Genomic DNA, 19,557 nt, shown 5'->3' with positions numbered 1-19,557 from the left:
ACGCCGGCCGGCGGTCCGGTCCCCGGACCCCGGCCAGCGGCACGGGGCCTGCCCGATGCACCCGAGCTTACAGCTAGCCGGCTGCCCGGACCCCGCGGGAGAGCAGCGGTTCGATCCGGAACGGGATCAGTTCGTGCATGGCCAGCGACGTGTCGGTCCGCTCCACGCCATCGATCGCCAGGATCTTGCCGTTGACGCGGAACAGGTCCTCGGCGCCCTCGGAGACGACGCGGGCCAGGATGTCCGCTTGGCCGGTGATGCCAATGGCTTCGAGTACCTCCGGGATGCGGGCCAGTTCGTCGGTGATTTGTTGCAGTTTCGGCTGGTGCACGTGGATGTGGATGAAGGCCGCCAGCGGATAGCCCACGGCGGCAGGATTGATCCGCCGGTCAAAGGAGAGGAACACGTGGTCCCTTTCGAGGCGGGCCATGCGCGCCTGCACCGTGTTGCGCGACAGGCCCAACATCTGCGCCAGGGCCACCACGGTCCGCCGCGGATCCTGCGCCAGGGCACCCAGCAACCGCAGGTCGGTGCCGTCCAAATTCCGCATAGTGCGCAGACTAGCACGCCGGGCACCGCCCCGGCAGGGCATTCTGCTCAACTTTTTTCCGGATCATTGCGCGACTTGCGGGATGTGAGTAGTGTCACAATCAACCGCGGGCAAAGGTGCAGGCGGGGCTGTCCGGCGCCGAGAGGTCCACAAGACCTTCCCGGCCCTGAAGACGCAAAGGGAGTGTCGCAAGTGTCCTTACCAGGCACGGACCCGGCCGGTCCGCTCAACCAGGAAAGCTACATCCAACTGCTCGCGCCGGACGGTACGCGGGTCCCCAACGGGGAGTTCGACCCCTGGCTGGAGGATATCGACGGCGACCGTCTCGCCGGTCTCTACCAGGACATGGTGGTGGTCCGCCGCCTGGACCAGGAAGCCACAGCCTTGCAGCGGCAGGGAGAGCTCGCCTTGTGGCCGCCGCTGCTGGGGCAGGAGGCGGCCCAGATCGGTTCCGGCCGCGCCCTGCGCAAGGACGACTTCGTCTTTTCCAGCTACCGGGAAAACGGCGTCGCCTACTGCCGCGGCGTGGACCTGACCGACATGATCCGCGTCTGGCGCGGCAACAGGCCCTCCGGTTGGGACCCTTACGAAATCAACATGGCCACCCCGCAGGTCATCATCGGGGCTCAAACGCTGCACGCCACCGGCTACGCCATGGCGGTGAAGTTCGACGGCGACGATGCGGTGGCGGTGACGTATTTCGGCGACGGCGCCACCAGCCAGGGCGACGTGAACGAGGCCATGGTGTTTGCCGCCAGCTTCCAGGCACCGGTGATCTTCTTCTGCCAGAACAACCAGTGGGCGATCTCCGAACCGGTGACCCTGCAGGCACAAGGCAAACTGTCCGAGCGTGCACCCGGATTCGGGATTCCCAGTTACCGCGTGGACGGCAACGATGTTCTGGCCTGCCTGGCCGTGACCCGCAGGGCGTTGGAGCATGCGCGCAGCGGCGGCGGCCCGTCCTTCATCGAAGCGGTCACCTACCGGATGGGACCGCATACGACCGCCGACGATCCCACCCGCTATCGCGATGCCAACGAGCTGGAGGACTGGAAGAGCCGGGATCCGATCGACCGGCTGGCCGCCCTCCTGGCCGCCGAGGGCCTGTTGGACGAGGGGCTGCAAAAGCGGGTCCGGGACGCGGCCGACCAGGCCGCAGCCGAGATGCGCGCCGGCTGCACGACGATGGCCGATCCTGCCGACTTGGAACTGTTCGAGAACGTCTACGTGGCGCCGCACCCCGTGCTGGCACAACAGCGCGCGCACTACGAGCGCTATCTTGATTCGTTCGACGCTGCCGAGGGAGGCCGCTGATGACCACCATGACGTTTGGACGCGCCATCAACACCGGGCTGCGCAAGGCCCTGGAGAATGACCCCAGGGTGGTGATCATCGGCGAGGACATTGGAGCCTTGGGCGGGGTGTTCCGCATTACCGACGAACTGCAAAAGGACTTCGGCGCCCACCGGGTGATCGACGCCCCGCTGGCCGAGTCCGCGATCCTGGGCACCGCCGTCGGCATGGCCTACCGGGGCTACCGGCCGGTTTGCGAGATCCAGTTCGACGGTTTCATCTACCCGGCGTTCGACCAGATCGTCAGCCAGGTGGCCAAGCTGCACTACCGCACCCGCGGCCGGGTGAAGATGCCGCTGACCATTCGGGTGCCCTTCGGCGGCGGCATCGGCGCCGCCGAACACCACTCGGAATCGCCGGAGGCGTATTTCACCCACACCTCCGGGTTGCGGGTGGTGGCAGTGTCGAACCCGCAGGACGCCTGCACGATGATCCAGCAGGCCATCGCCGCCGACGATCCGGTGGTCTACTTCGAACCCAAACGGCGCTACCACACCAAGGGCGAGGTGGACGAGAATGCGCTGGAGTCCGCGCTGCCGATGGGCAGCGCACGGGTGGAGGTGCCCGGATCCGATGTGACCCTGGTGACCTACGGTGCGCTGGTCCAGACGGCGCGGGAAGCGGCCCAGGCCGCCGAGGACGACGGCGTGTCGGTGGAAGTCATTGATCTGCGCTCGCTGTCGCCGCTGGACTTTCCCACCGTGGAGGCCTCGGTGCGCAAGACCGGCCGCCTGGTGATCACGCACGAGGCGGCCCGGACCGGCGGGCTCGGCGCGGAGATCGCGGCCAGCCTGACCGAACGCTGTTTCTATCATCTGGAACACGCTCCCGTGCGGATTACCGGGATGGACATCCCGTACCCTCCGGCCAAGATGGAGCGGCATCACCTGCCGGATCTGGACCGCATCCTGGACGGTGTGGACCGGGTGCTCGGCAGGCCCAACTCGCTGACCGGACTGGAGGACTGAATCCGTGGGGATCAAGGTATTCAAATTGCCGGACCTGGGCGAGGGGCTCACCGAGTCGGAGATCGTCAGCTGGAACGTGGCCGAGGGCGATGCGGTCCAGCTCAACCAGATCCTGGGCGAGGTGGAAACTGCCAAGGCCGTGGTCGAGCTGCCCTCGCCGTTCTCCGGGGTGGTCCGCACCCTGCATGAAGTGCCCGGCACCACCGTCAGCGTGGGCGAGCCAATCGTCTCCATCGAGGTGGAAGACGCGGGAGACGACGGCGTGAAGGCGGCCGGAAAACCGCCGGAGCCGCGCCGCGAGGCGAACCTGGTGGGGTACGGTGCGGCGGCCGAGGGGAACGGACGGCCGGCCCGGCGCCGACGCAAGACCGGCGGGGCGGCGTTCGCCACGGCGGTCCCGGCAGCGCTCCCGGCGACCCTGACACCACGCGCAGCGGACGCGGAGCCCGCCGGAACCGCGGATGTTTTCGCCGCCGGCCGGCCGGCCGGCGCGCCCGACGAGGCCCCGGCCGAACCGTCCGGGAAGATCCCGGAGCGGCCACGCGCAACCCCGCCGGTCCGGAAGCTGGCCAAGGACCTCGGCGTCGATCTGGCACAGGTGGCCGGGACCGGGGAACGGGGCCTGATCACCCGCGACGACGTCCGGGCCTTCCACGAGGCGGCAGCGGCCCCGGCCGTTGCGGCCGGGGGTGCCGTGCCCGGAACGGCCGTCGGCTGGCTCGGCGGCGCCGCCGGGGCGGAGACGCGGATCCCGGTCAAGGGCGTTCGCAAACACACCGCCGCAGCCATGGTGGCCAGTGCTTTCACCGCCCCGCATGCGTCGTCGTTCCTCACCGTCGACGCCACGGAGAGCATGGAACTGATCCGGCGGCTCAAGGCGGGCAAGGCGTTCGCCGGGCTGAAACTCACGCCCCTGACCATCACTGCCAAGGCGCTGTGCCTGGCGCTGGAGCGCCGCCCCGAGCTGAACTCCCGCTGGGACGGGGACGCCGGCGAGATCGTGCAGCAGAACTACGTGAATCTTGGCATTGCCGCGGCGACCCCGCGCGGACTTACGGTGCCGAACATCAAGGACGCGCACCGGATGGACCTGCGCCGGCTGGCCGAGGCCCTGGGGGAGCTGGCCGAGACGGCACGCGCCGGCCGGACCGCCCCGTCCGAACTGCGCGGGGGAACCATCTCCATCACCAACATCGGGGTGTTCGGCATCGACGCCGGAACGCCGATCCTGAACCCGGGGGAGTCGGCCATCCTGGCCCTCGGCGCGGTGCGGCGGCAGCCGTGGGAATACCGGGGGGAGGTGGCGCTGCGCGATGTGGTGACGCTCAGCCTGTCCTTCGATCACCGCGTGGTGGACGGAGAGCAGGCGGGACGCTTCCTCGCCGACATCGGCACCATCCTGTCGGACCCGGCCATGGTGCTGGCCATGGTGTGATGCCGGCGGGGAGGCGCCTCAGGCCAGTTCGAGGATCTCCTCGGTAACCACGGCGCCGCGGGCATTGGCGAAGCCCTGGGCCTCACCGACGGTCCGGAAGCCGAGCTTGTGCAGGACCTTGACCGAGCCAAGGTTGTCCTTGACCACCCGCGCGCGGATGGGGCGCGCGGTGAATTCCCGCAAGAAGGCCTCGACGGCCGCGGTGGTGACGCCCTTGCCCCACTGCGACTTCGCGGTCCAGTAGCTCAGTTCCGGGTACCCCTCGTTCGGGTAGGCCAGTACGCTGCCCACCACCTCGCCATCGACGGTGACGGTGCGCACGGTGATGGTCTCGTCGTCGAGCAGGCTCTGCCAGTGGAGATCGAACACGCCGCGGTCAGACGGATTCCGGGCGGCGAATGCCGCCATATGGTTGGCGTCGGGATCCTGCTGGTACTCGAAGAACTCGTCGAGGTCGGCAGGTTCTACAGGACGAAGCTCAATCACAGCAGACCTTTCGGCTAGTTGGTGTCTGATACACCCTACTCGGCTTTCAATGCGGCCCAGGCCATTTGTTCCAGCAGATTGCGGCGCCAGGCTTCCCGCGGCTGCCGGCTCCGGTGGGTCGAATGCGGCGTGGAGTTGATCAGTCCGAAGACGGCGTGGGCGCGGACCCGCAACTGCGCCGCATCGGCCTCGGGCAGCAGCCGCGCCAGCACGGAAACCCACACCTCCACGTAGGTGCGCTGCAGCGTCCGGACCAACGCCGAGTCCTCGGCGGGCAGGCTGTCCAGGTCCCGGTCGTGGACGCGGATGACGTCGGGATGCTTCAAGGCGAAGTCCACGTGGAAGGCGACCAATCCCCGGAGTGCCTCCTCGGCGTCCTGCTTGCCGGCCGCCACGTCCTGGCCGCCGTCGAGCAGGTCCTGGCTGACGCCCGTGAGCAGCGCCGCCAGCACCGCATGCTTGCTGTCGAAATGCCGGTAGACGGCCGGGCCGCTGACGCCGGCCGCCGAACCGAGGTCTTCGATGGAAACGCCGTTGAAGCCGCGCTCGGCGAAGAGGCGGGCGGCGGCGTCCAGCAGTGCGGCCCTGCGGGTCGCCTTGGCCAGGCTGCGGCCGGTCTGGCGCGTCGCGGCGGCGGCATGCGGTGCTGACATGGATCGGTTCCCTCGCGCAGATGCTGAATAAGTGCTGGACAAGACAGTTAGCGGCCACTAGCCTGATTTCAGTTAGTACAGACTAACCAAAATGCGTCCTGCAGGCCAGTTGCTCCCCAGCGGTGGGCGGCGGATTGCGGACGCGCGACGGCTTCGGCCAGGAAGGTGTCGATGGAGACACTGGCTTCCCGGGTGGACACTACCAGTGACAGCTTCCGGACCAACGACGCGGCGCAGCGCCGGCTGGCCGACGAGCTCCACGGCCGCCTGGCCTCGGTGGCGGCGGGCGGGCCGGAGAGCTCGCGCCGGCGCCACCTGGAGCGGGGCAAGCTGTTGCCGCGGGACAGGGTCGACACCCTGCTGGACGAGGGCAGCCCGTTCCTGGAGATCGCGCCGCTGGCCGCCGAGGGAATGTACGACGGCGATTCGCCGGGGGCGGGGATGATCGCCGGCATCGGCCTGGTGCACGGCCGCCACGTGCTGGTGGTCTGCAACGATGCGACCGTCAAGGGCGGGACCTACTACCCGATGACCGTCAAGAAGCACCTGCGCGCCCAGGAGGTGGCGCTGGAGAACAACCTGCCGTGCATCTACCTGGTGGACTCCGGCGGCGCGTTCCTGCCCAAGCAGGACGACGTGTTCCCGGACCGCGAGCACTTCGGCCGCATCTTCTACAACCAGGCGCGGATGTCGGCGGCGAAAATCCCGCAGATCGCCGCGGTGCTCGGTTCCTGCACGGCCGGCGGCGCCTACGTTCCGGCCATGAGCGACGAGACCGTGATCGTCCGCGACCAGGGCACCATCTTCCTGGGCGGCCCGCCGCTGGTGAAGGCGGCCATCGGCGAAGTTGTGACCGCGGAGGAACTGGGCGGCGGCGAGCTGCATGCACGGACCTCGGGGGTGACCGACCACCTGGCGGAGAACGATGTGCACGCGCTGGAGATTGTCCGCGACATCGTCGCCACGCTCCCGTGCCGGACGCCGGCCTGGGAGACGGCGCCGGTCGAGGCGCCGGCGGCCGACCCGCAGGAAATCTACGGAGCCGTTCCGGTGGACGTGAACGCCGGCTACGACGTCCGCGAGGTCATCGCCCGGCTGGTGGACGGCAGCCGCTTCCACGAGTTCAAGCGGGAGTACGGCACCACGCTGGTCACCGGCTTCGCCCGGCTCCACGGGCATCAGGTGGGCCTTGTGGCGAACAACGGTGTGCTCTTTTCCGAATCTGCCCTCAAGGGCGCGCACTTCATCGAACTCTGCGACCAGCGCGGCATCCCGCTGGTTTTCCTGCAGAACCTCTCCGGCTTCATGGTGGGCCGCGACTACGAGGCCGGCGGCATCGCCAAGCACGGGGCCAAGATGGTGACCGCCGTCGCCACCGCCCGGGTGCCGAAGCTGACCGTGGTGATCGGCGGGTCCTTCGGTGCCGGCAACTATTCCATGTGCGGGCGCGCCTACTCGCCGCGTTTCCTCTGGATGTGGCCGGCCGCGCGCATCTCCGTGATGGGCGGCAACCAGGCTTCCTCGGTCCTTGCCACCGTCAAACGGGACCAGCTGGAAGCCCGCGGGGAGGAGTGGAGCGCCGAGGCCGAGGAAGCGTTCAAGGCCCCCATCCGGGAACAGTACGAAGCCCAGGGCAACCCGTATTATTCCACCGCGCGGCTCTGGGACGACGGGATCATCGACCCGGCGCAGACCCGCACCGTGCTCGGCCTCGCCCTCGACGTCTGCGCCAACAGCCCCTTGCCCGATACCTCTTTCGGCTTGTTCAGGATGTGATCAGCGTGTTCGAAACCGTCCTGGTTGCCAACCGCGGCGAAATCGCCTGCCGGGTCATCCGCACGCTGCGCGCCATGGGCATCCGTGCCGCTGCCGTCTATTCGGATGCCGACGCCGGGGCCCGCCACGTGCGCGAGGCCGACATCGCGGTGCGGATCGGCCCCGCGCCCGCGGCCGAGAGCTACCTGCGCATCGACTCCGTGATCGAAGCCTGCAAGGCCACGGGCGCCGAGGCCGTCCACCCCGGCTATGGCTTCCTCAGCGAGAACGTGGCGTTTGCCCAGGCGCTGGAGGCGGCCGGCATCGTGTTCATCGGGCCCAACGTGGGGGCGATCGGGATCATGGGGGACAAGATCCGCTCCAAGAACCACGTGGCATCGCATTCGGTCCCGGTGGTCCCCGGGATCGCGGAACCGGGGCTGGACGACGACGGGCTGGTCCGGGCCGCCGAAGAGGTCGGCTACCCGCTGCTGATCAAGCCGTCGGCCGGCGGCGGCGGCAAGGGGATGATGGCCGTGCAGCGGCCCGAGGAACTGCGTGCGGCGCTCGCCGCCGGCCGCCGGGTGGCCGCTTCCGCCTTCGGCGACGACACCCTCTTCCTGGAGCGGCTGATCGCGCGGCCGCGGCACATCGAAGTGCAGGTGCTGTGCGACCGGCACGGCAACGCCATCCACCTGGGGGAGCGCGAGTGCTCGTTGCAGCGCCGGCACCAGAAAGTCATCGAGGAGGCGCCGTCGTCGCTCCTCGACGCCGCCACCCGCGCCAGGATCGGCGAGGCGGCCTGCAACGCGGCCCGCTCGGTGGACTACACGGGGGCCGGAACCGTGGAGTTCCTGGTCTCCGACGACGCACCCGACGAGTTTTTCTTCATGGAGATGAACACCCGGCTGCAGGTGGAACACCCGGTCACCGAACTGGTGACCGGCCTGGACCTGGTGGAGTGGCAGGTGCGCATCGCGGCGGGTGAGGCCCTCACGCTGGCGCAGTCCGACGTCGTGCTCACCGGGCATGCGGTCGAGGCCCGCGTCTACGCGGAAGATCCCTCGCAGCAGTTCCTGCCCTCGGCCGGCACGGTGCTGGAATTGGCCGAAGCCGCCGGGGAGGGCGTGCGGGTGGACAGTTCGCTGCTGCCGGGCCTGGTCATCCCCTCCGACTACGACCCGTTGCTGTCCAAGGTGATCGCCTGGGGCGAGGACCGGCAGCAGGCCCTGGCCCGGCTGGACGGTGCGCTGGCCGACACCATGGTGCTGGGCGTCCACACCAACATCGAGCACCTTCGCAGCCTGCTGGCCGACGACGACGTGCGGGGCGGGCGGCTCGACACCACGTTGATCGACCGGAAGATCGAACACCAGCAGTTCCGCCGGCCCGGTGACGCCGAACTGTCCGTGGCCGCCGTGGACTGGCTGCTCCGGCAACGGGACGGGCGGATCCGGACAGGCGCGGCCGGCCGGCCGGGGTCCGCCTGGCGGAGCGAGGGCTGGCGGCTGAGCGGGCCGCGTCCGTGCACCGTCAGCTTCGACCTCGGCGGCGGAGAACACCGCGACATGTCGGTGGCCTGGACGGGGGACGCGGCCGCCGGCCGGCCCTCCGGTGCCCTGGTGACGGCCGGCGGCGGCAGCTACGCCGTCGTGCTGGACCGGGCCTGTCAGGCGGCGGAGGTCGACGGCGTCCGCCGGCCGCTGCGCCACGCGTTCGGCGAGGACGGCACGATTTGGCTGGGCGACGCCGGCTGGTCGGCCCGGGTGACCGTCCGCGGCCGGGAGGGCAGGCTCGCCGACGCCCTGGCAGGGGTCCGCCAGTCCGAGGGCGAGGCATCACCCGAGGTGCGCTCGCCGATGCCGGGGACGGTGACGTCCGTGGCGGTGGCCAACGGCGACCGGGTGGTGGCCGGCCAGCCGCTGCTGACGGTGGAAGCGATGAAGATGGAACACCAGCTGAGCGCCGGGATCGACGGCGAAGCCAGCATCAACCTCAAACCCGGCGACCTGGTCAAGGCCGGCCAGATCGTCGCCGTCGTGCGGGCAGCGGATCCTGTCCCCGGAGAACCTGAACAGAAAGGGGCATGACCATGCCTGACTTCTCACTGAGCGAGGACTACCAGGACCTGGTGGAGACCGTGCGGGAATTTGCCCGCGAGGTGGTCGCCCCGGTGTCCGCCAGGCACGACGAGGAGCACAGTTTCCCGTACAAGGTCGTGGAACAGATGGGCGAGATGGGCCTGTTCGGCCTCCCCTTCCCCGAGGAATACGGCGGCATGGGCGGCGACTACTTCGCGCTAGCCTTGGCGCTGGAACAACTCGGGGCGGTGGACCAATCGGTGGCGATCACCCTGGAGGCCGGGGTCTCGCTGGGGGCGATGCCCATTTACCGCTTCGGCACCGAGGACCAGAAGCAGCAGTGGCTGCCCATGCTGGCCAGCGGCGAGGCGCTCGCCGGCTTCGGCCTGACCGAACCCGAAGCGGGCTCGGACGCCGGCGGCACGAAGACCCGGGCGGAGCTCGTGGACGGGCAATGGGTGGTCAACGGGCACAAGGAGTTCATCACCAACTCCGGCACCGAGATCTCCCGGCTGGTCACCGTCACCGCGGTCACCGGCACCTCCGAGCGCGAAGACGGCTCGGTGAAGAAGGAAATCTCCACCATCCTGGTTCCCACGGACACCCCGGGCTTCACCGCCGAGAAGGCGTACAACAAGGTGGGCTGGAACGCGTCCGACACGCATCCGCTCACCCTGGACAACGTCCGCGTCCCGGAAGAAAACCTGCTGGGCGCCCGCGGCAGGGGCTACGCCAACTTCCTGCAAATCCTGGACGAGGGCCGGATCGCCATCGCCGCGCTGGCCACGGGCGCGGCGCAGGGGTGCGTGGACGAGGCGGTGCGCTACGCGAAGGAGCGCCAGGCCTTCGGCACCAACATCGGTTCCTTCCAGGCCATCCAGTTCAAGATCGCCCGGATGCAGGCCCGCGCGCACACGGCGCGGCTGGCGTATTACGACGCCGCCGCCAGGATGCTCGCCGGCCGGCACTTCAAAACGCAGTCGGCGATTGCCAAGATGGTGGCAGGCGAAGCCGCCATGGACAACGCCCGCGATGCCACGCAGATTTTCGGCGGCTTCGGCTTCATCAACGAATTCCGGGTGGCGCGCCACTACCGCGACTCGAAGATCCTGGAGGTCGGGGAAGGGACCACCGAAGTGCAGTTGATGCTCATCGCCCGCGAACTGGGGCTTTGACGGAGCGCACAGGCAAAGGAGGACGCAGTGATCAACAAGGTAATGGCTTCCGCCGCGGAGGCCGTGGCGGATATTCCGGACGGCGCCTCGCTGGCCGTGGGCGGCTTCGGCCTGTGCGGCATTCCGGTGGCGCTGATCCAGGCCCTGCACGACGCCGGCACCACCGACCTGGAGACCATCAGCAACAACTGCGGCGTGGACGACTGGGGGCTGGGCGTGCTGCTGGCCGACGGGAGGATCCGGCGCACCATCAGCTCCTACGTGGGCGAGAACAAGGAGTTCGCCCGGCAGTTCCTGGCCGGCGAGCTGGAAGTGGAGCTGACCCCGCAGGGGACGCTGGCGGAGAAGCTGCGGGCCGGCGGCGCCGGGATTCCCGCGTTCTACACGGCCGCCGGTGTCGGCACGCAGGTCAGCGAGGGCGGGCTGCCGCGCAAATACGACGCCGACGGCGGGGTCGCCAAGGCATCGGAACCGAAGGAAGTGCGCAGCTTCGGCGGGGCCGACTACGTGCTGGAGGAGTCGCTGCGGCCGGACTTCGGCCTGGTGCATGCCTGGAAGGGCGACCGGCTGGGCAACCTGGTGTTCCACGTGACCGCCATGAACTTCAATCCGCTGTGCGCCATGGCCGGCAAGATCACGATCGCCGAAGTCGAAGAACTCGTGGAACCGGGCGAACTGGACCCCCAGCAGATCCACACCCCCGGCATTTTCGTCCAGCGGGTGGTGGTGGCACCGGAGGTGGAAAAGCGTATCGAAAAACGCACGGTGCGGCTGGCCGGCCAAGACGCCGGCGCGACCGGGAAGCAAAGGAGCACGCCATGGCGCTGACACGCAACGAATTGGCCGCCCGGGTGGCCCGGGAACTGGAAAACGGGCAGTACGTAAACCTGGGCATCGGCATGCCCACCCTGGTTCCCAACTACATTCCCGACGGCGTGGAGGTCATCCTGCATTCCGAAAACGGGATCCTCGGCGTCGGCCCGTATCCGACCGAGGACAACATCGACCCGGACTTGATCAACGCGGGCAAAGAGACCGTGACGCTCAACCGCGGAGCGGCAATCTTCGACTCTTCCGCTTCCTTCGGCATGGTCCGCGGCGGGCACGTCGACGTCGCCGTTCTCGGCGCCATGCAGGTGTCCCGGACCGGAGACCTGGCCAACTGGATGATCCCGGGCAAGATGGTCAAGGGCATGGGCGGTGCCATGGACCTGGTGTTCGGCGCCAAACGGCTGATCGTCATGATGGAGCACGTGGACAAGGGCGGGAACCCCAAGATCCTCACCGAATGCACGCTGCCGCTCACCGGCAGGGGCTGCGTGGACACCATCATCACGGACCTGGCGGTCATCGACGTCGCTGAGCAGGGACTGGTGCTGCGCGAGACGGCCCCGGGCGTCGACGTGCAGGACGTCGTGGCCGCCACCGAAGCCGAGCTCCGGATCGACCAGTACCAGGCGGGTGCCCGGTGAACACCGACGCCGGGGCAGCGGCGACGCCCTCCGAAGCCGCCGGGGCGCAGAAAGTGATCATCCAGCGGGGGCTCTACTTCGAGGAGATCGAAGCGGACGTCATCTACGCGCACCGGCCGGGCCGCACCGTCACCGAGGCGGACAATGTCTTCTTCACCACCGTCACCATGAACAACCAGGCCCTGCACCTGGACGCGGCGTGGGCGGCAGGGCAGCCGTTCGGCCAGCGGCTGATGAATTCCATGTTCACCCTCGCCACGGTGGTGGGCCAGTCCGTCGGCCAACTCACCCAGTCCACGATTGTGGCTCAACTGGGCATGACGGACGTAACCTTCCCGCACCCGCTCTACCACGGGGACACGCTGTATACGGAGACGGTGGTCACCGACAAGCGGCTCTCCAGGTCCAGGCCCGGGACCGGCGTGGTGACCATGCACCACACCGGCCGGAACCAGCACGGGGATGTGGTGGCCACGGTGACGCGCAGTTGCCTGATGTGGACCAAGGACGGCCACGCCGAAGCCATCGCAGGCTCGGAAACCGGCGACGCCGAACTGTGGGACGGCCGGCCCGGGGGCGTCCGATGACCGGCTTCGGCATGGGACCGGCCATCCTGTTTTGTCCGGCAGACCGGCCCGACCGGTACGGCAAGGCCGCCGAACGCGCCGACGCGGTGATCCTGGACCTGGAGGACGCGGTTGCTCCCGCGGACCGCGCCGCGGCGCGGTCAGCCATCATCGACAACCCGCTCGACCCCGAACGGACGATCGTGCGGGTCAACGCGGCCGGCACAGCCGACCACGCGCCGGACCTGGACGCCGTCCGCCGGTCCGGCTACCGCACCATCATGCTGGCCAAGGCGGAGGACGCGGCGGCGGCCGGCGGGCTGGGGGAGTACTCGGTGGTGGCCCTGTGCGAGACGGCCCTCGGCGTGCTGCACGCCGCGGAACTGGCACGCTGCGCGAACGTCACCGCGCTGATGTGGGGGGCGGAGGACCTGGTCGCCTCACTGGGCGGCAGTTCCAGCCGGTTCGCGTCCGGAACCTACCGGGACGTCGCCCGGCAGGCGCGTTCGCAGGTCCTGCTTGCCGCCGGCGCCTACGGCAAGGCCGCCATCGACTCGGTCTACATCGACATACCGGACCTGGGCGGGCTCGCGGCCGAGGCCGAGGATGCAGTCGCCTCGGGTTTCGCAGCGAAGGCCATCATCCACCCCAGCCAGGCCGACGTGGTGCGGGCCGCCTACCGCCCCGGCGAGGAGGAAACCGACCAGGCGGCGGCGCTGCTGGCCGCCGCCGCCAATGAAGCCGGCGCCTTCCGGTTCCGGGGCCAAATGGTCGACGGGCCGGTCCTCAAGCACGCGGAGCAGATCCTGCGGCGGGCCCGGCAGTTCACTCCTAACGGGTGAGCGGGACGTAGAACTTCTCCGGCCGGCCGGCAGCCCCGTACCGCGGGGTGATCCGGGCCTCGCCGCGCGACACCAGGTACTCCAGATAGCGCCGTGCGCTGACCCGGGCCAAGCCCAGCCGCCCGGCGACCTCGGACGCAGAGGAGGCCGCGCCGGCCGCATTCAGGTCGGCGATCACGGCCTCCAGGGTGGGCAAGGACAGGCCCTTGGGCAGCGGAACAGCAGTCCCCGGGCCGGACAGCGTGACGGCGGAAAGCGCGGCGCGGCCGGCGCCGCTTCCGGGCGCAGCAGCGCGCCGCAGCGTCGGTTGGCCGGGGGCACGGCGGGACGCCGGCCCTTCAGCGGTGCTGTCATCCTCCCGGGCGGAGTCCCTGCCGGCGTCGAGCTGCGGCGCGAGCAGCCGGTCGATGCCGTCCTGGTCCAGCACGGCGGAGTCGTCGCCGCTGATCTGCCGGCGGTGCTCCACATACGCGTCCAGCCGCTCCATGAGAACCCGCGCGTTGAACGGCTTGACCAGGTAGTGGAGCACCCCGCCGGCCATCGCGGCCCGCACCGTGTCCAGTTCGCGTGCCGCGGTAATCGCGATGACGTCAACGGGTTCCCCGGGAAGGTTCCGGACCGCGCGCAGTACTTCGATGCCGCTCATGTCCGGCAGGTGAATGTCCAGCAGCACCAGCTCGGGGCGAAGCTTCGCGACCATTGCCAGCCCCTCGGCCCCGGTGTACGCGGTGCCCACGGCATCGAAGGCGCCGTGGGCCAGCAGGAAGCCGGTGTGCACCCCCGCGACCTCTTTGTCGTCGTCGATGACGACAGTGCGGATCAGGCTCATGGAACCGGAACTCCTTGCGGTCGGGCGTTCGGCGGGGTCGGTGAGAACGTTACCGTGAACTCGGCGCCGCCGGAGGCGGAGGCCGCCACCCGGGCGCTGCCGCCGCGCCGCGCCGCAACGCGGCTGACCAGCGCGAGGCCGAAACCGCGGCTGCCCGGCAGCGCGGCCTCCTTGCCGGAGACGCCGGGCTCGAAGATGCGCTGGTATTCCTCCGGCGGGACGCCGGGACCGTCGTCGGCGACCGTGATGGTGCAACCGCCCGGGCCACTGGTGATGGCGACCGTGATGGTTCCCTGCACACCCACGGCTTCGATGGCGTTGTCGATCAGGTTTCCGAGCACGGTGACCGGGTCCGTCGTGCCGTCCGGAGCGAGCTCGGACGCCGGATCGATGAGCAGCCTGATGCCCTTTTCGTCGCAAATAGTGGTCTTGGCCATTAGCAGGCTGGCCGCGTCCGGGTCGGTGATGCCCGGGGCCAGTTCGCCCGCCACCACCGAACCGCCGTGGCCGGCACGCGAGATGAAGTCCACTGCCTGCTGCGCGCGGCCCAGTTCCAGCAGGCCGGAGATCACATGCATCTTGTTGGAAAATTCGTGTGCCTGGGCCCGCAGCGCCTGGGTGACATCCCGGGCGCCGTCCAGATCCTGCAGCAGCTGGTGCAGTTCGGTGCGGTCGCGCAGGATGAGGACGCTGCCCACGCGGCGCGAGTCCACGGTGGCCGCGTTGGCCCGGGCCAGCAGCACTCGTTCGCCGGCGAGGACCGTTTCGTCGGCGCCGCCGGTGGCCGCCAGCATGGCCGCCAGCACGGGATCCAGGATCTTGCCGGCCGCCTGGCCCAAGGCGGCGTCGGAGACCTCCAGGAGGCGTTTCGCCTCGTCGTTGAGCAACGCGATGCGCCCGCGGTCGTCCACGGCAACCACGCCTTCGCCGATGCCGTGAAGCATGGCGTCGCGGGTTTCGAGCAGGGCGGCGATCTCCTCCGGCTCGAGCTGGTAGATCCGCCGCCAGACCAGCCGCGAGATGTAGATGGCGCCGGCCGATCCGACCAGTGCCGCCGCGATGAGCCAGGCCAGCAGGACGGGCAGGTCGTCGTTGAGGTCGTCGCGCAGCGTGGATTCCAACGTGCCGACAGACGCGGTGCCGATCACTGTGCTCCCCGACCGGTCATACACGGGCACCTTCACCCGCCACGACTCGCCCAGCGTGCCGGTCTGCCTGCCGACGAACGTCTCGCCGGACAAGGGGATCGACGGGTCGGTGGAAACCATCTGTCCGATCAACGCCTCGTTGGGGTGGGAGTAGCGGATCCCGCGGTCGTCCGTGACCACCACGTACGTCACGCCCGTGGACTGCGCTATGAGCTCGGCGATCGGCTGGATGGTCTCGCTGGGGTCTTCGTCGTCGAAGGCCTCCACGATGGACGGCAATTGCGCCACCGAGCGCGCCACACCGATCATCCGTCCCTCGTAGGCATCGCGGATCTGCTGCTCCTGCATCGATATGGCGACCGAGCCGGCCACCAGGACGACGGCGAGCAGGATGGACAGCTGCAGCACAAACAGCTGGGTCCGCAGCGACAGGGATCGGAACACACCACCATTTTCGCATGCTGTTAGCTGCGCCACTCTCAATGCTGTGAGCTGCGCCCCGGTCGGGACCGGCTGTGACCACAATGACCAATACGGCCACAATGACCGCATTCTTCCCGGGCGCCGAACCGGCCCCTACGCTGGGGCGCACGGCATGGTGATGCCCATCACGCCGGTTGGAGGAGGAAGAACCCACATGAAGCTCGACCGTACGATGAGACGCCGTTCGGCCCTGGTGGCCGCCGCGGCAGCGTCCGCCCTGGTCCTGGCAGCCTGCGGATCCACTACTGGTGGCGGCGGCAACGGCGCCGAAGAGGCCGGCATCGACAAGCTCAATATCATTGTCCCGGCAGACCCGGGCGGCGGCTGGGACCAAACCGGCCGCGCCATCCAGAAGGACCTGCAGGAGAACGACCTGGTTTCCAGCGCCTCGGTGGTCAACATCGGCGGCGCCGGCGGCACCAATGGGCTGGCGAAGCTGGCCACCGAACAGAACCCGGACACCCTGATGGTGATGGGGTACGTCATGGTCGGCGCCGTGGAAACCAACAAGTCGAAAAACCGGATCGAAGACACGACGCCGATCGCCCGGCTCACCGAAGAGCCGCTCGTCGTCGTCGTTCCCGCCGACTCGCCGTACCAGACGATCGACGACCTGATCGCTGACGTCAAGGCCAAGGGCAAGGGCGTCTCGATCACCGGCGGCTCCGCCGGCGGCGCCGACCACATCCTGGCCGGCCTGATGCTGAAGGAGGCCGGAATCGGCGCCGACAAGCTGAACTACATCCCGTACTCCGGTGGCGGCGAATCGCTGGCGGCGCTGCTGGGCAACAAGGTCTCGGCCGGCATTTCCGGCGTGGGCGAGTATGCGGAGCAGGTCAAGGCCGGCAAGCTGCGTGCCTTGGCGGTCTCCGGCCCGGAGGCCGCGCCGCAGCTGCCCGAGGTCAAGCCGCTGAAGGAACAGGGCGTGGACGTGGTACTCACCAACTGGCGCGGCGTCGTGGCTCCCGGGTCCATCGACGATGCCCAGGCCGAGAAGCTCACCGCGCTGATGACCGAGCTGCACGGCACCGATGCGTGGAAGGAGACCCTGTCCACGAACAACTGGGGCGACGCTTTCCTGGCCGGCGACGAATTCGCCAGCTTCCTGACGGAGGACATCAAGACCGTCACCGCAACCCTGACGGATATCGGTCTCCTGAAGTAATCATGGCCTCTTCCACTGCTGGAGCGGCCCGGGGCGGCACCGCCGCCCCGGGCAAGCCGCTCGGAGAAATAATCTTCGCGGCCGTGATCCTGAGCATCGGGATCGTCGGCTTCGTGGCCGGGGCAGGAATCCAGACGCCCGACTCGGCCAGCGACATCGGGCCCCGGGCGCTGCCCTATATCGTCTCCGGCCTGCTGGTGGCCGTCGGTGCCGGGCTGATCGTGCAGCTGCTGCGCGGCGTCACCGGCGAGGCTGAAGAGGGCGAAGACATCGATCCGAATGTCAAGACGGACTGGCTGACCGTCGCCAAGATGGCGGGCGCCGTCGTCGTCCATATTTTCCTGATCGTGCCGCTGGGCTGGCCGGTTGCCGCGGCGGTGCTGTTCATCGGCGCCGCCTGGGCGCTCGGCGCCAAGCCGCTGTGGCGTGCGGCCGTGGTCGGCGTAGTCATGGCGCTGCTGCTGCAGTTCGCTTTCGCCGGGCTCCTCGGCGTCTCGCTGCCTGCCGGCGTGCTCGAAGGGGTGCCGTTCCTGGATGGATAACTTCTACGCCCTCCTGGAGGGCTTTTCCGTGGCCATGCAGCCGATTTACCTGCTGTACGCCCTGGGCGGCGTGCTGGTCGGAACGGCAGTGGGCGTGCTGCCGGGTATCGGGCCGGCGATGACCGTTGCCCTGCTGATGCCGATCACGTACAGCCTCGAGCCGACGGCGGCGATCATCGTTTTCGCCGGCATCTACTACGGCGGCATGTACGGCGGTTCGACCACCTCGATCCTGCTGAATACGCCGGGTGAATCCGCCTCCATCGTCACCGCGCTCGAGGGCAACCGGATGGCCAAAGCCGGCCGCGGTGCCGCGGCGCTGGCGACGGCGGCGCTCGGCTCCTTCATCGCCGGCACGGTCGCCACGGTGCTGCTGAGTTTCGTGGCGCCCTACGTGGCTGCGTTCGCCGTGCAGATCGGTCCGGTGGAGTACGTCGCCCTGATGGTCGTGGCGTTCCTGACCGTCGGCGCGCTGCTGGGCGCGTCGGTGCTGCGCGGCCTGGCCTCGCTGGGGCTGGGACTGTTCATGGCGTTCATGGGCGTGGACCTGATGACCGGCCAGCAGCGCTACACCTTCGGCAGCCCGTTCCTGGCGGACGGGATCGACGTCGTGCTGGTGGCCGTGGGGCTGTTCGCACTGGGCGAGGCGCTGTATGTGGCGTCCCGGCTGCGGCACGGGCCCGTCAAGGTCATCCCGGTGACCGGGGGCTGGACGTCGTGGATGAAGAAGGAGGACTGGAAACGTTCCTGGAAGCCGTGGCTGCGGGGGACGTTCATCGGCTTCCCGATCGGCACCATGCCGGCCGGCGGCGCCGACGTGGCCACCTTCCTGTCCTACGCGTCCGAGAAGAAACTGGCCAGGGGCGCGCGCAAGAAGCAATTCGGGCGCGGCGCCATCGAAGGCGTGGCCGGGCCCGAGTCGGCCAACAACGCGGCCGCGGCCGGCGTGCTGGTCCCGCTGCTGACGCTGGGCATTCCGACGACGGCGACGGCGGCGATGATGCTGGTGGCGTTCCAGCGCTACAACATCCAGCCCGGGCCGCTGCTGTTCGAGGTCGAGGGCGCCTTGGTCTGGGCACTGATTGCCAGCCTTTACGTTGGCAACCTGATGCTGCTGGTGCTGAACCTGCCGCTGGTGGGCATCTGGGTGAAGATCCTGCAGATCCCGCGGCCATACCTCTACGCCGGCATCCTGGTCTTCGCGGCCATGGGCGCGTTCTCGGTGAACTTCACCCCGGTCGACGTGTTCGTGCTGCTGGTGGTGGGCGTGCTGGGCTTCTTCATGCGCCGCTACGGCTACCCGATTGCCCCGCTCGTGGTGGGCATGATCCTGGGGCCGATTTTCGAGAGCCAGCTGCGGCGTTCGCTGGCCATCTCCCAGGGCGACCCGATGGCGTTGGTGTCCACCCCGATCTCGGCCGGCATCTACATCGCCCTGGTGGTCATCTTTGTGCTGTCCTTCTGGCTGAAGAAGCGCCAACGCCTGATGGAAGCGGCGGTGCTCGACGACGACAACCCGCAAGGCAAAGAGGTCAGCGCATGACCACGATAGTGGTGGGATATGTTCCCAACGCCCTGGGCGACGCCGCACTGGCCGCCGCGATCGACGAGGCCGGCCGCCGTTCGGCGGAGCTGCTGGTGGTCAACACCACCAGGGCGGACCGGCTGGTGGATCCGACCTATGCGGACGCCGCCGACGTCACCCGGCTGGAATCAGTCCTGTCCGGGGCCGGCGTCACCTACAGCATCAGGCACGGTATCTCGGACGGACTGGCTGCCGACGACGTGCTCGACGCCGCCGAAGAGTCCGGGGCGGACCTGATTGTCATCGGGGTGCGCAACCGCACGCCGGTGGGCAAGCTGGTCATGGGTTCCACGGCGCAAACCATCCTGCTGGGCGCGTCCTGCAACGTGCTGGCGGTGAAGCAGGGGTAACCGGTGCCCAGCGGCGATATGACCAGCCGCAGTCGGCACCCCCGCGCTCGCCGGGCGGACCGCCGAGGGGCAGGCCCTACCGCCTGCGTCTATCCCGCGCGCGCCGGGAGCCGCAATCG

General features: G+C 69.0%; 19 protein-coding genes. 14 read left to right on the top strand and 5 right to left on the bottom strand.

Annotated features, from left to right (window positions below; translation table 11 throughout):
- Window positions 1-73: 73 nt before the first annotated feature.
- Window positions 74-550 carry an Lrp/AsnC family transcriptional regulator gene (locus AC5RVD_RS10730; protein WP_494126902.1) on the bottom strand — a complete coding sequence of 159 codons (477 nt, stop codon included), beginning with the start codon at window positions 548-550 and terminating at the stop codon, window positions 74-76.
- Window positions 551-742: 192 nt separating this feature from the next.
- On the opposite strand from AC5RVD_RS10730, the gene pdhA reads away from it, so the two are divergent.
- From pdhA to AC5RVD_RS10715, 3 genes are read left to right on the top strand one after another with little or no spacing between them, the layout of a single operon-like run.
- Window positions 743-1,864: a pyruvate dehydrogenase (acetyl-transferring) E1 component subunit alpha gene (gene pdhA / locus AC5RVD_RS10725; RefSeq protein ID WP_494126901.1), complete on the top strand. Its 1,122-nt coding sequence runs from the start codon at window positions 743-745 to the stop codon at window positions 1,862-1,864.
- On the top strand, window positions 1,864-2,871 hold the full coding sequence (locus AC5RVD_RS10720) for an alpha-ketoacid dehydrogenase subunit beta (RefSeq protein ID WP_494122816.1): 1,008 nt from the start codon (window positions 1,864-1,866) through the stop codon (window positions 2,869-2,871). Before pdhA ends, AC5RVD_RS10720 begins: the two co-directional genes overlap by 1 nt.
- Before the next feature lie 4 nt (window positions 2,872-2,875).
- Window positions 2,876-4,306: a dihydrolipoamide acetyltransferase family protein gene (locus AC5RVD_RS10715; RefSeq protein ID WP_494126900.1), complete on the top strand. Its 1,431-nt coding sequence runs from the start codon at window positions 2,876-2,878 to the stop codon at window positions 4,304-4,306.
- Window positions 4,307-4,324: 18 nt separating this feature from the next.
- Here the strand turns inward: AC5RVD_RS10715 and AC5RVD_RS10710 are convergent, their stop codons facing one another.
- Both AC5RVD_RS10710 and AC5RVD_RS10705 read right to left on the bottom strand, forming a co-directional pair.
- Entirely contained in the window at window positions 4,325-4,792 is a 468-nt protein-coding gene (locus AC5RVD_RS10710) for a GNAT family N-acetyltransferase (RefSeq protein WP_494107947.1), read from the bottom strand.
- A gap of 35 nt (window positions 4,793-4,827) precedes the next feature.
- Window positions 4,828-5,445 (bottom strand): SACE_7040 family transcriptional regulator, encoded by a 618-nt coding sequence (locus tag AC5RVD_RS10705; RefSeq protein WP_494111379.1) that lies wholly within the window; start codon window positions 5,443-5,445, stop codon window positions 4,828-4,830.
- A gap of 171 nt (window positions 5,446-5,616) precedes the next feature.
- Here AC5RVD_RS10705 and AC5RVD_RS10700 point away from each other — a divergent pair, with 171 nt between their 5' ends.
- From AC5RVD_RS10700 to AC5RVD_RS10670, 7 genes are read left to right on the top strand one after another with little or no spacing between them, the layout of a single operon-like run.
- Window positions 5,617-7,221, top strand: coding sequence for a carboxyl transferase domain-containing protein (locus AC5RVD_RS10700; RefSeq protein ID WP_494111378.1), 1,605 nt, complete (start codon window positions 5,617-5,619; stop codon window positions 7,219-7,221).
- A gap of 5 nt (window positions 7,222-7,226) precedes the next feature.
- Window positions 7,227-9,290: an acetyl/propionyl/methylcrotonyl-CoA carboxylase subunit alpha gene (locus tag AC5RVD_RS10695; protein WP_494126899.1), complete on the top strand. Its 2,064-nt coding sequence runs from the start codon at window positions 7,227-7,229 to the stop codon at window positions 9,288-9,290.
- Between the two features lie 2 nt (window positions 9,291-9,292).
- Window positions 9,293-10,456 carry an acyl-CoA dehydrogenase family protein gene (locus tag AC5RVD_RS10690; protein ID WP_494111376.1) on the top strand — a complete coding sequence of 388 codons (1,164 nt, stop codon included), beginning with the start codon at window positions 9,293-9,295 and terminating at the stop codon, window positions 10,454-10,456.
- A gap of 27 nt (window positions 10,457-10,483) precedes the next feature.
- The gene (locus AC5RVD_RS10685) at window positions 10,484-11,284 is read left to right on the top strand and encodes a CoA transferase subunit A (RefSeq protein WP_494126898.1); all 801 of its coding nucleotides are present in this window, start codon (window positions 10,484-10,486) and stop codon (window positions 11,282-11,284) included.
- Window positions 11,275-11,928: a CoA transferase subunit B gene (locus AC5RVD_RS10680; protein ID WP_494126897.1), complete on the top strand. Its 654-nt coding sequence runs from the start codon at window positions 11,275-11,277 to the stop codon at window positions 11,926-11,928. The genes AC5RVD_RS10685 and AC5RVD_RS10680 overlap by 10 nt, the downstream gene beginning before the upstream one ends.
- The gene (locus tag AC5RVD_RS10675) at window positions 11,925-12,515 is read left to right on the top strand and encodes a MaoC family dehydratase (protein WP_494126896.1); all 591 of its coding nucleotides are present in this window, start codon (window positions 11,925-11,927) and stop codon (window positions 12,513-12,515) included. The genes AC5RVD_RS10680 and AC5RVD_RS10675 overlap by 4 nt, the downstream gene beginning before the upstream one ends.
- On the top strand, window positions 12,512-13,336 hold the full coding sequence (locus AC5RVD_RS10670) for an HpcH/HpaI aldolase/citrate lyase family protein (protein WP_494126895.1): 825 nt from the start codon (window positions 12,512-12,514) through the stop codon (window positions 13,334-13,336). The genes AC5RVD_RS10675 and AC5RVD_RS10670 overlap by 4 nt, the downstream gene beginning before the upstream one ends.
- On the opposite strand, the gene AC5RVD_RS10665 is transcribed toward AC5RVD_RS10670, so the two are convergent.
- Together AC5RVD_RS10665 and AC5RVD_RS10660 are read right to left on the bottom strand one after the other, a co-directional pair.
- Window positions 13,326-14,165, bottom strand: coding sequence for a response regulator (locus AC5RVD_RS10665; protein ID WP_494126894.1), 840 nt, complete (start codon window positions 14,163-14,165; stop codon window positions 13,326-13,328). The two genes, AC5RVD_RS10670 and AC5RVD_RS10665, sit on opposite strands and share 11 nt — an antisense overlap.
- Entirely contained in the window at window positions 14,162-15,757 is a 1,596-nt protein-coding gene (locus AC5RVD_RS10660) for an ATP-binding protein (RefSeq protein ID WP_494126893.1), read from the bottom strand. Before AC5RVD_RS10660 ends, AC5RVD_RS10665 begins: the two co-directional genes overlap by 4 nt.
- A 193-nt stretch (window positions 15,758-15,950) precedes the next feature.
- On the opposite strand from AC5RVD_RS10660, the gene AC5RVD_RS10655 reads away from it, so the two are divergent.
- The 4 genes from AC5RVD_RS10655 to AC5RVD_RS10640 are packed head-to-tail and all read left to right on the top strand — an operon-like array spanning window position 15,951 to window position 19,438.
- Window positions 15,951-16,961, top strand: coding sequence for a Bug family tripartite tricarboxylate transporter substrate binding protein (locus AC5RVD_RS10655; RefSeq protein ID WP_494122807.1), 1,011 nt, complete (start codon window positions 15,951-15,953; stop codon window positions 16,959-16,961).
- 2 nt (window positions 16,962-16,963) lie between these two features.
- Window positions 16,964-17,503 carry a tripartite tricarboxylate transporter TctB family protein gene (locus AC5RVD_RS10650; RefSeq protein ID WP_494111368.1) on the top strand — a complete coding sequence of 180 codons (540 nt, stop codon included), beginning with the start codon at window positions 16,964-16,966 and terminating at the stop codon, window positions 17,501-17,503.
- Window positions 17,496-19,046 carry a tripartite tricarboxylate transporter permease gene (locus AC5RVD_RS10645; RefSeq protein WP_494111367.1) on the top strand — a complete coding sequence of 517 codons (1,551 nt, stop codon included), beginning with the start codon at window positions 17,496-17,498 and terminating at the stop codon, window positions 19,044-19,046. Before AC5RVD_RS10650 ends, AC5RVD_RS10645 begins: the two co-directional genes overlap by 8 nt.
- The gene (locus tag AC5RVD_RS10640) at window positions 19,043-19,438 is read left to right on the top strand and encodes a universal stress protein (RefSeq protein WP_494111366.1); all 396 of its coding nucleotides are present in this window, start codon (window positions 19,043-19,045) and stop codon (window positions 19,436-19,438) included. Before AC5RVD_RS10645 ends, AC5RVD_RS10640 begins: the two co-directional genes overlap by 4 nt.
- Window positions 19,439-19,557 lie beyond the last annotated feature (119 nt).

This window comes from Arthrobacter sp. THG-b23, assembly GCF_059091265.1.
Note: the sequence above shows the minus strand (reverse complement) of the source record. Positions and strands in the feature narration are given on the sequence as shown.

Bases quoted from the DNA above. Each gene is read 5' to 3' on its own strand.
- AC5RVD_RS10730 (WP_494126902.1), bottom strand. From the start codon at position 550: ATGCGGAATTTGGACGGCACCGACCTGCGGTTGCTGGGTGCCCTGGCG.
- AC5RVD_RS10720 (WP_494122816.1), top strand. From the start codon at position 1,864: ATGACCACCATGACGTTTGGACGCGCCATCAACACCGGGCTGCGCAAG.
- AC5RVD_RS10705 (WP_494111379.1), bottom strand. From the start codon at position 5,445: ATGTCAGCACCGCATGCCGCCGCCGCGACGCGCCAGACCGGCCGCAGC.
- AC5RVD_RS10700 (WP_494111378.1), top strand. From the start codon at position 5,617: ATGGAGACACTGGCTTCCCGGGTGGACACTACCAGTGACAGCTTCCGG.
- AC5RVD_RS10690 (WP_494111376.1), top strand. From the start codon at position 9,293: ATGCCTGACTTCTCACTGAGCGAGGACTACCAGGACCTGGTGGAGACC.
- AC5RVD_RS10680 (WP_494126897.1), top strand. From the start codon at position 11,275: ATGGCGCTGACACGCAACGAATTGGCCGCCCGGGTGGCCCGGGAACTG.
- AC5RVD_RS10670 (WP_494126895.1), top strand. From the start codon at position 12,512: ATGACCGGCTTCGGCATGGGACCGGCCATCCTGTTTTGTCCGGCAGAC.
- AC5RVD_RS10665 (WP_494126894.1), bottom strand. From the start codon at position 14,165: ATGAGCCTGATCCGCACTGTCGTCATCGACGACGACAAAGAGGTCGCG.
- AC5RVD_RS10655 (WP_494122807.1), top strand. From the start codon at position 15,951: ATGAAGCTCGACCGTACGATGAGACGCCGTTCGGCCCTGGTGGCCGCC.
- AC5RVD_RS10650 (WP_494111368.1), top strand. From the start codon at position 16,964: ATGGCCTCTTCCACTGCTGGAGCGGCCCGGGGCGGCACCGCCGCCCCG.
- AC5RVD_RS10645 (WP_494111367.1), top strand. From the start codon at position 17,496: ATGGATAACTTCTACGCCCTCCTGGAGGGCTTTTCCGTGGCCATGCAG.
- AC5RVD_RS10640 (WP_494111366.1), top strand. From the start codon at position 19,043: ATGACCACGATAGTGGTGGGATATGTTCCCAACGCCCTGGGCGACGCC.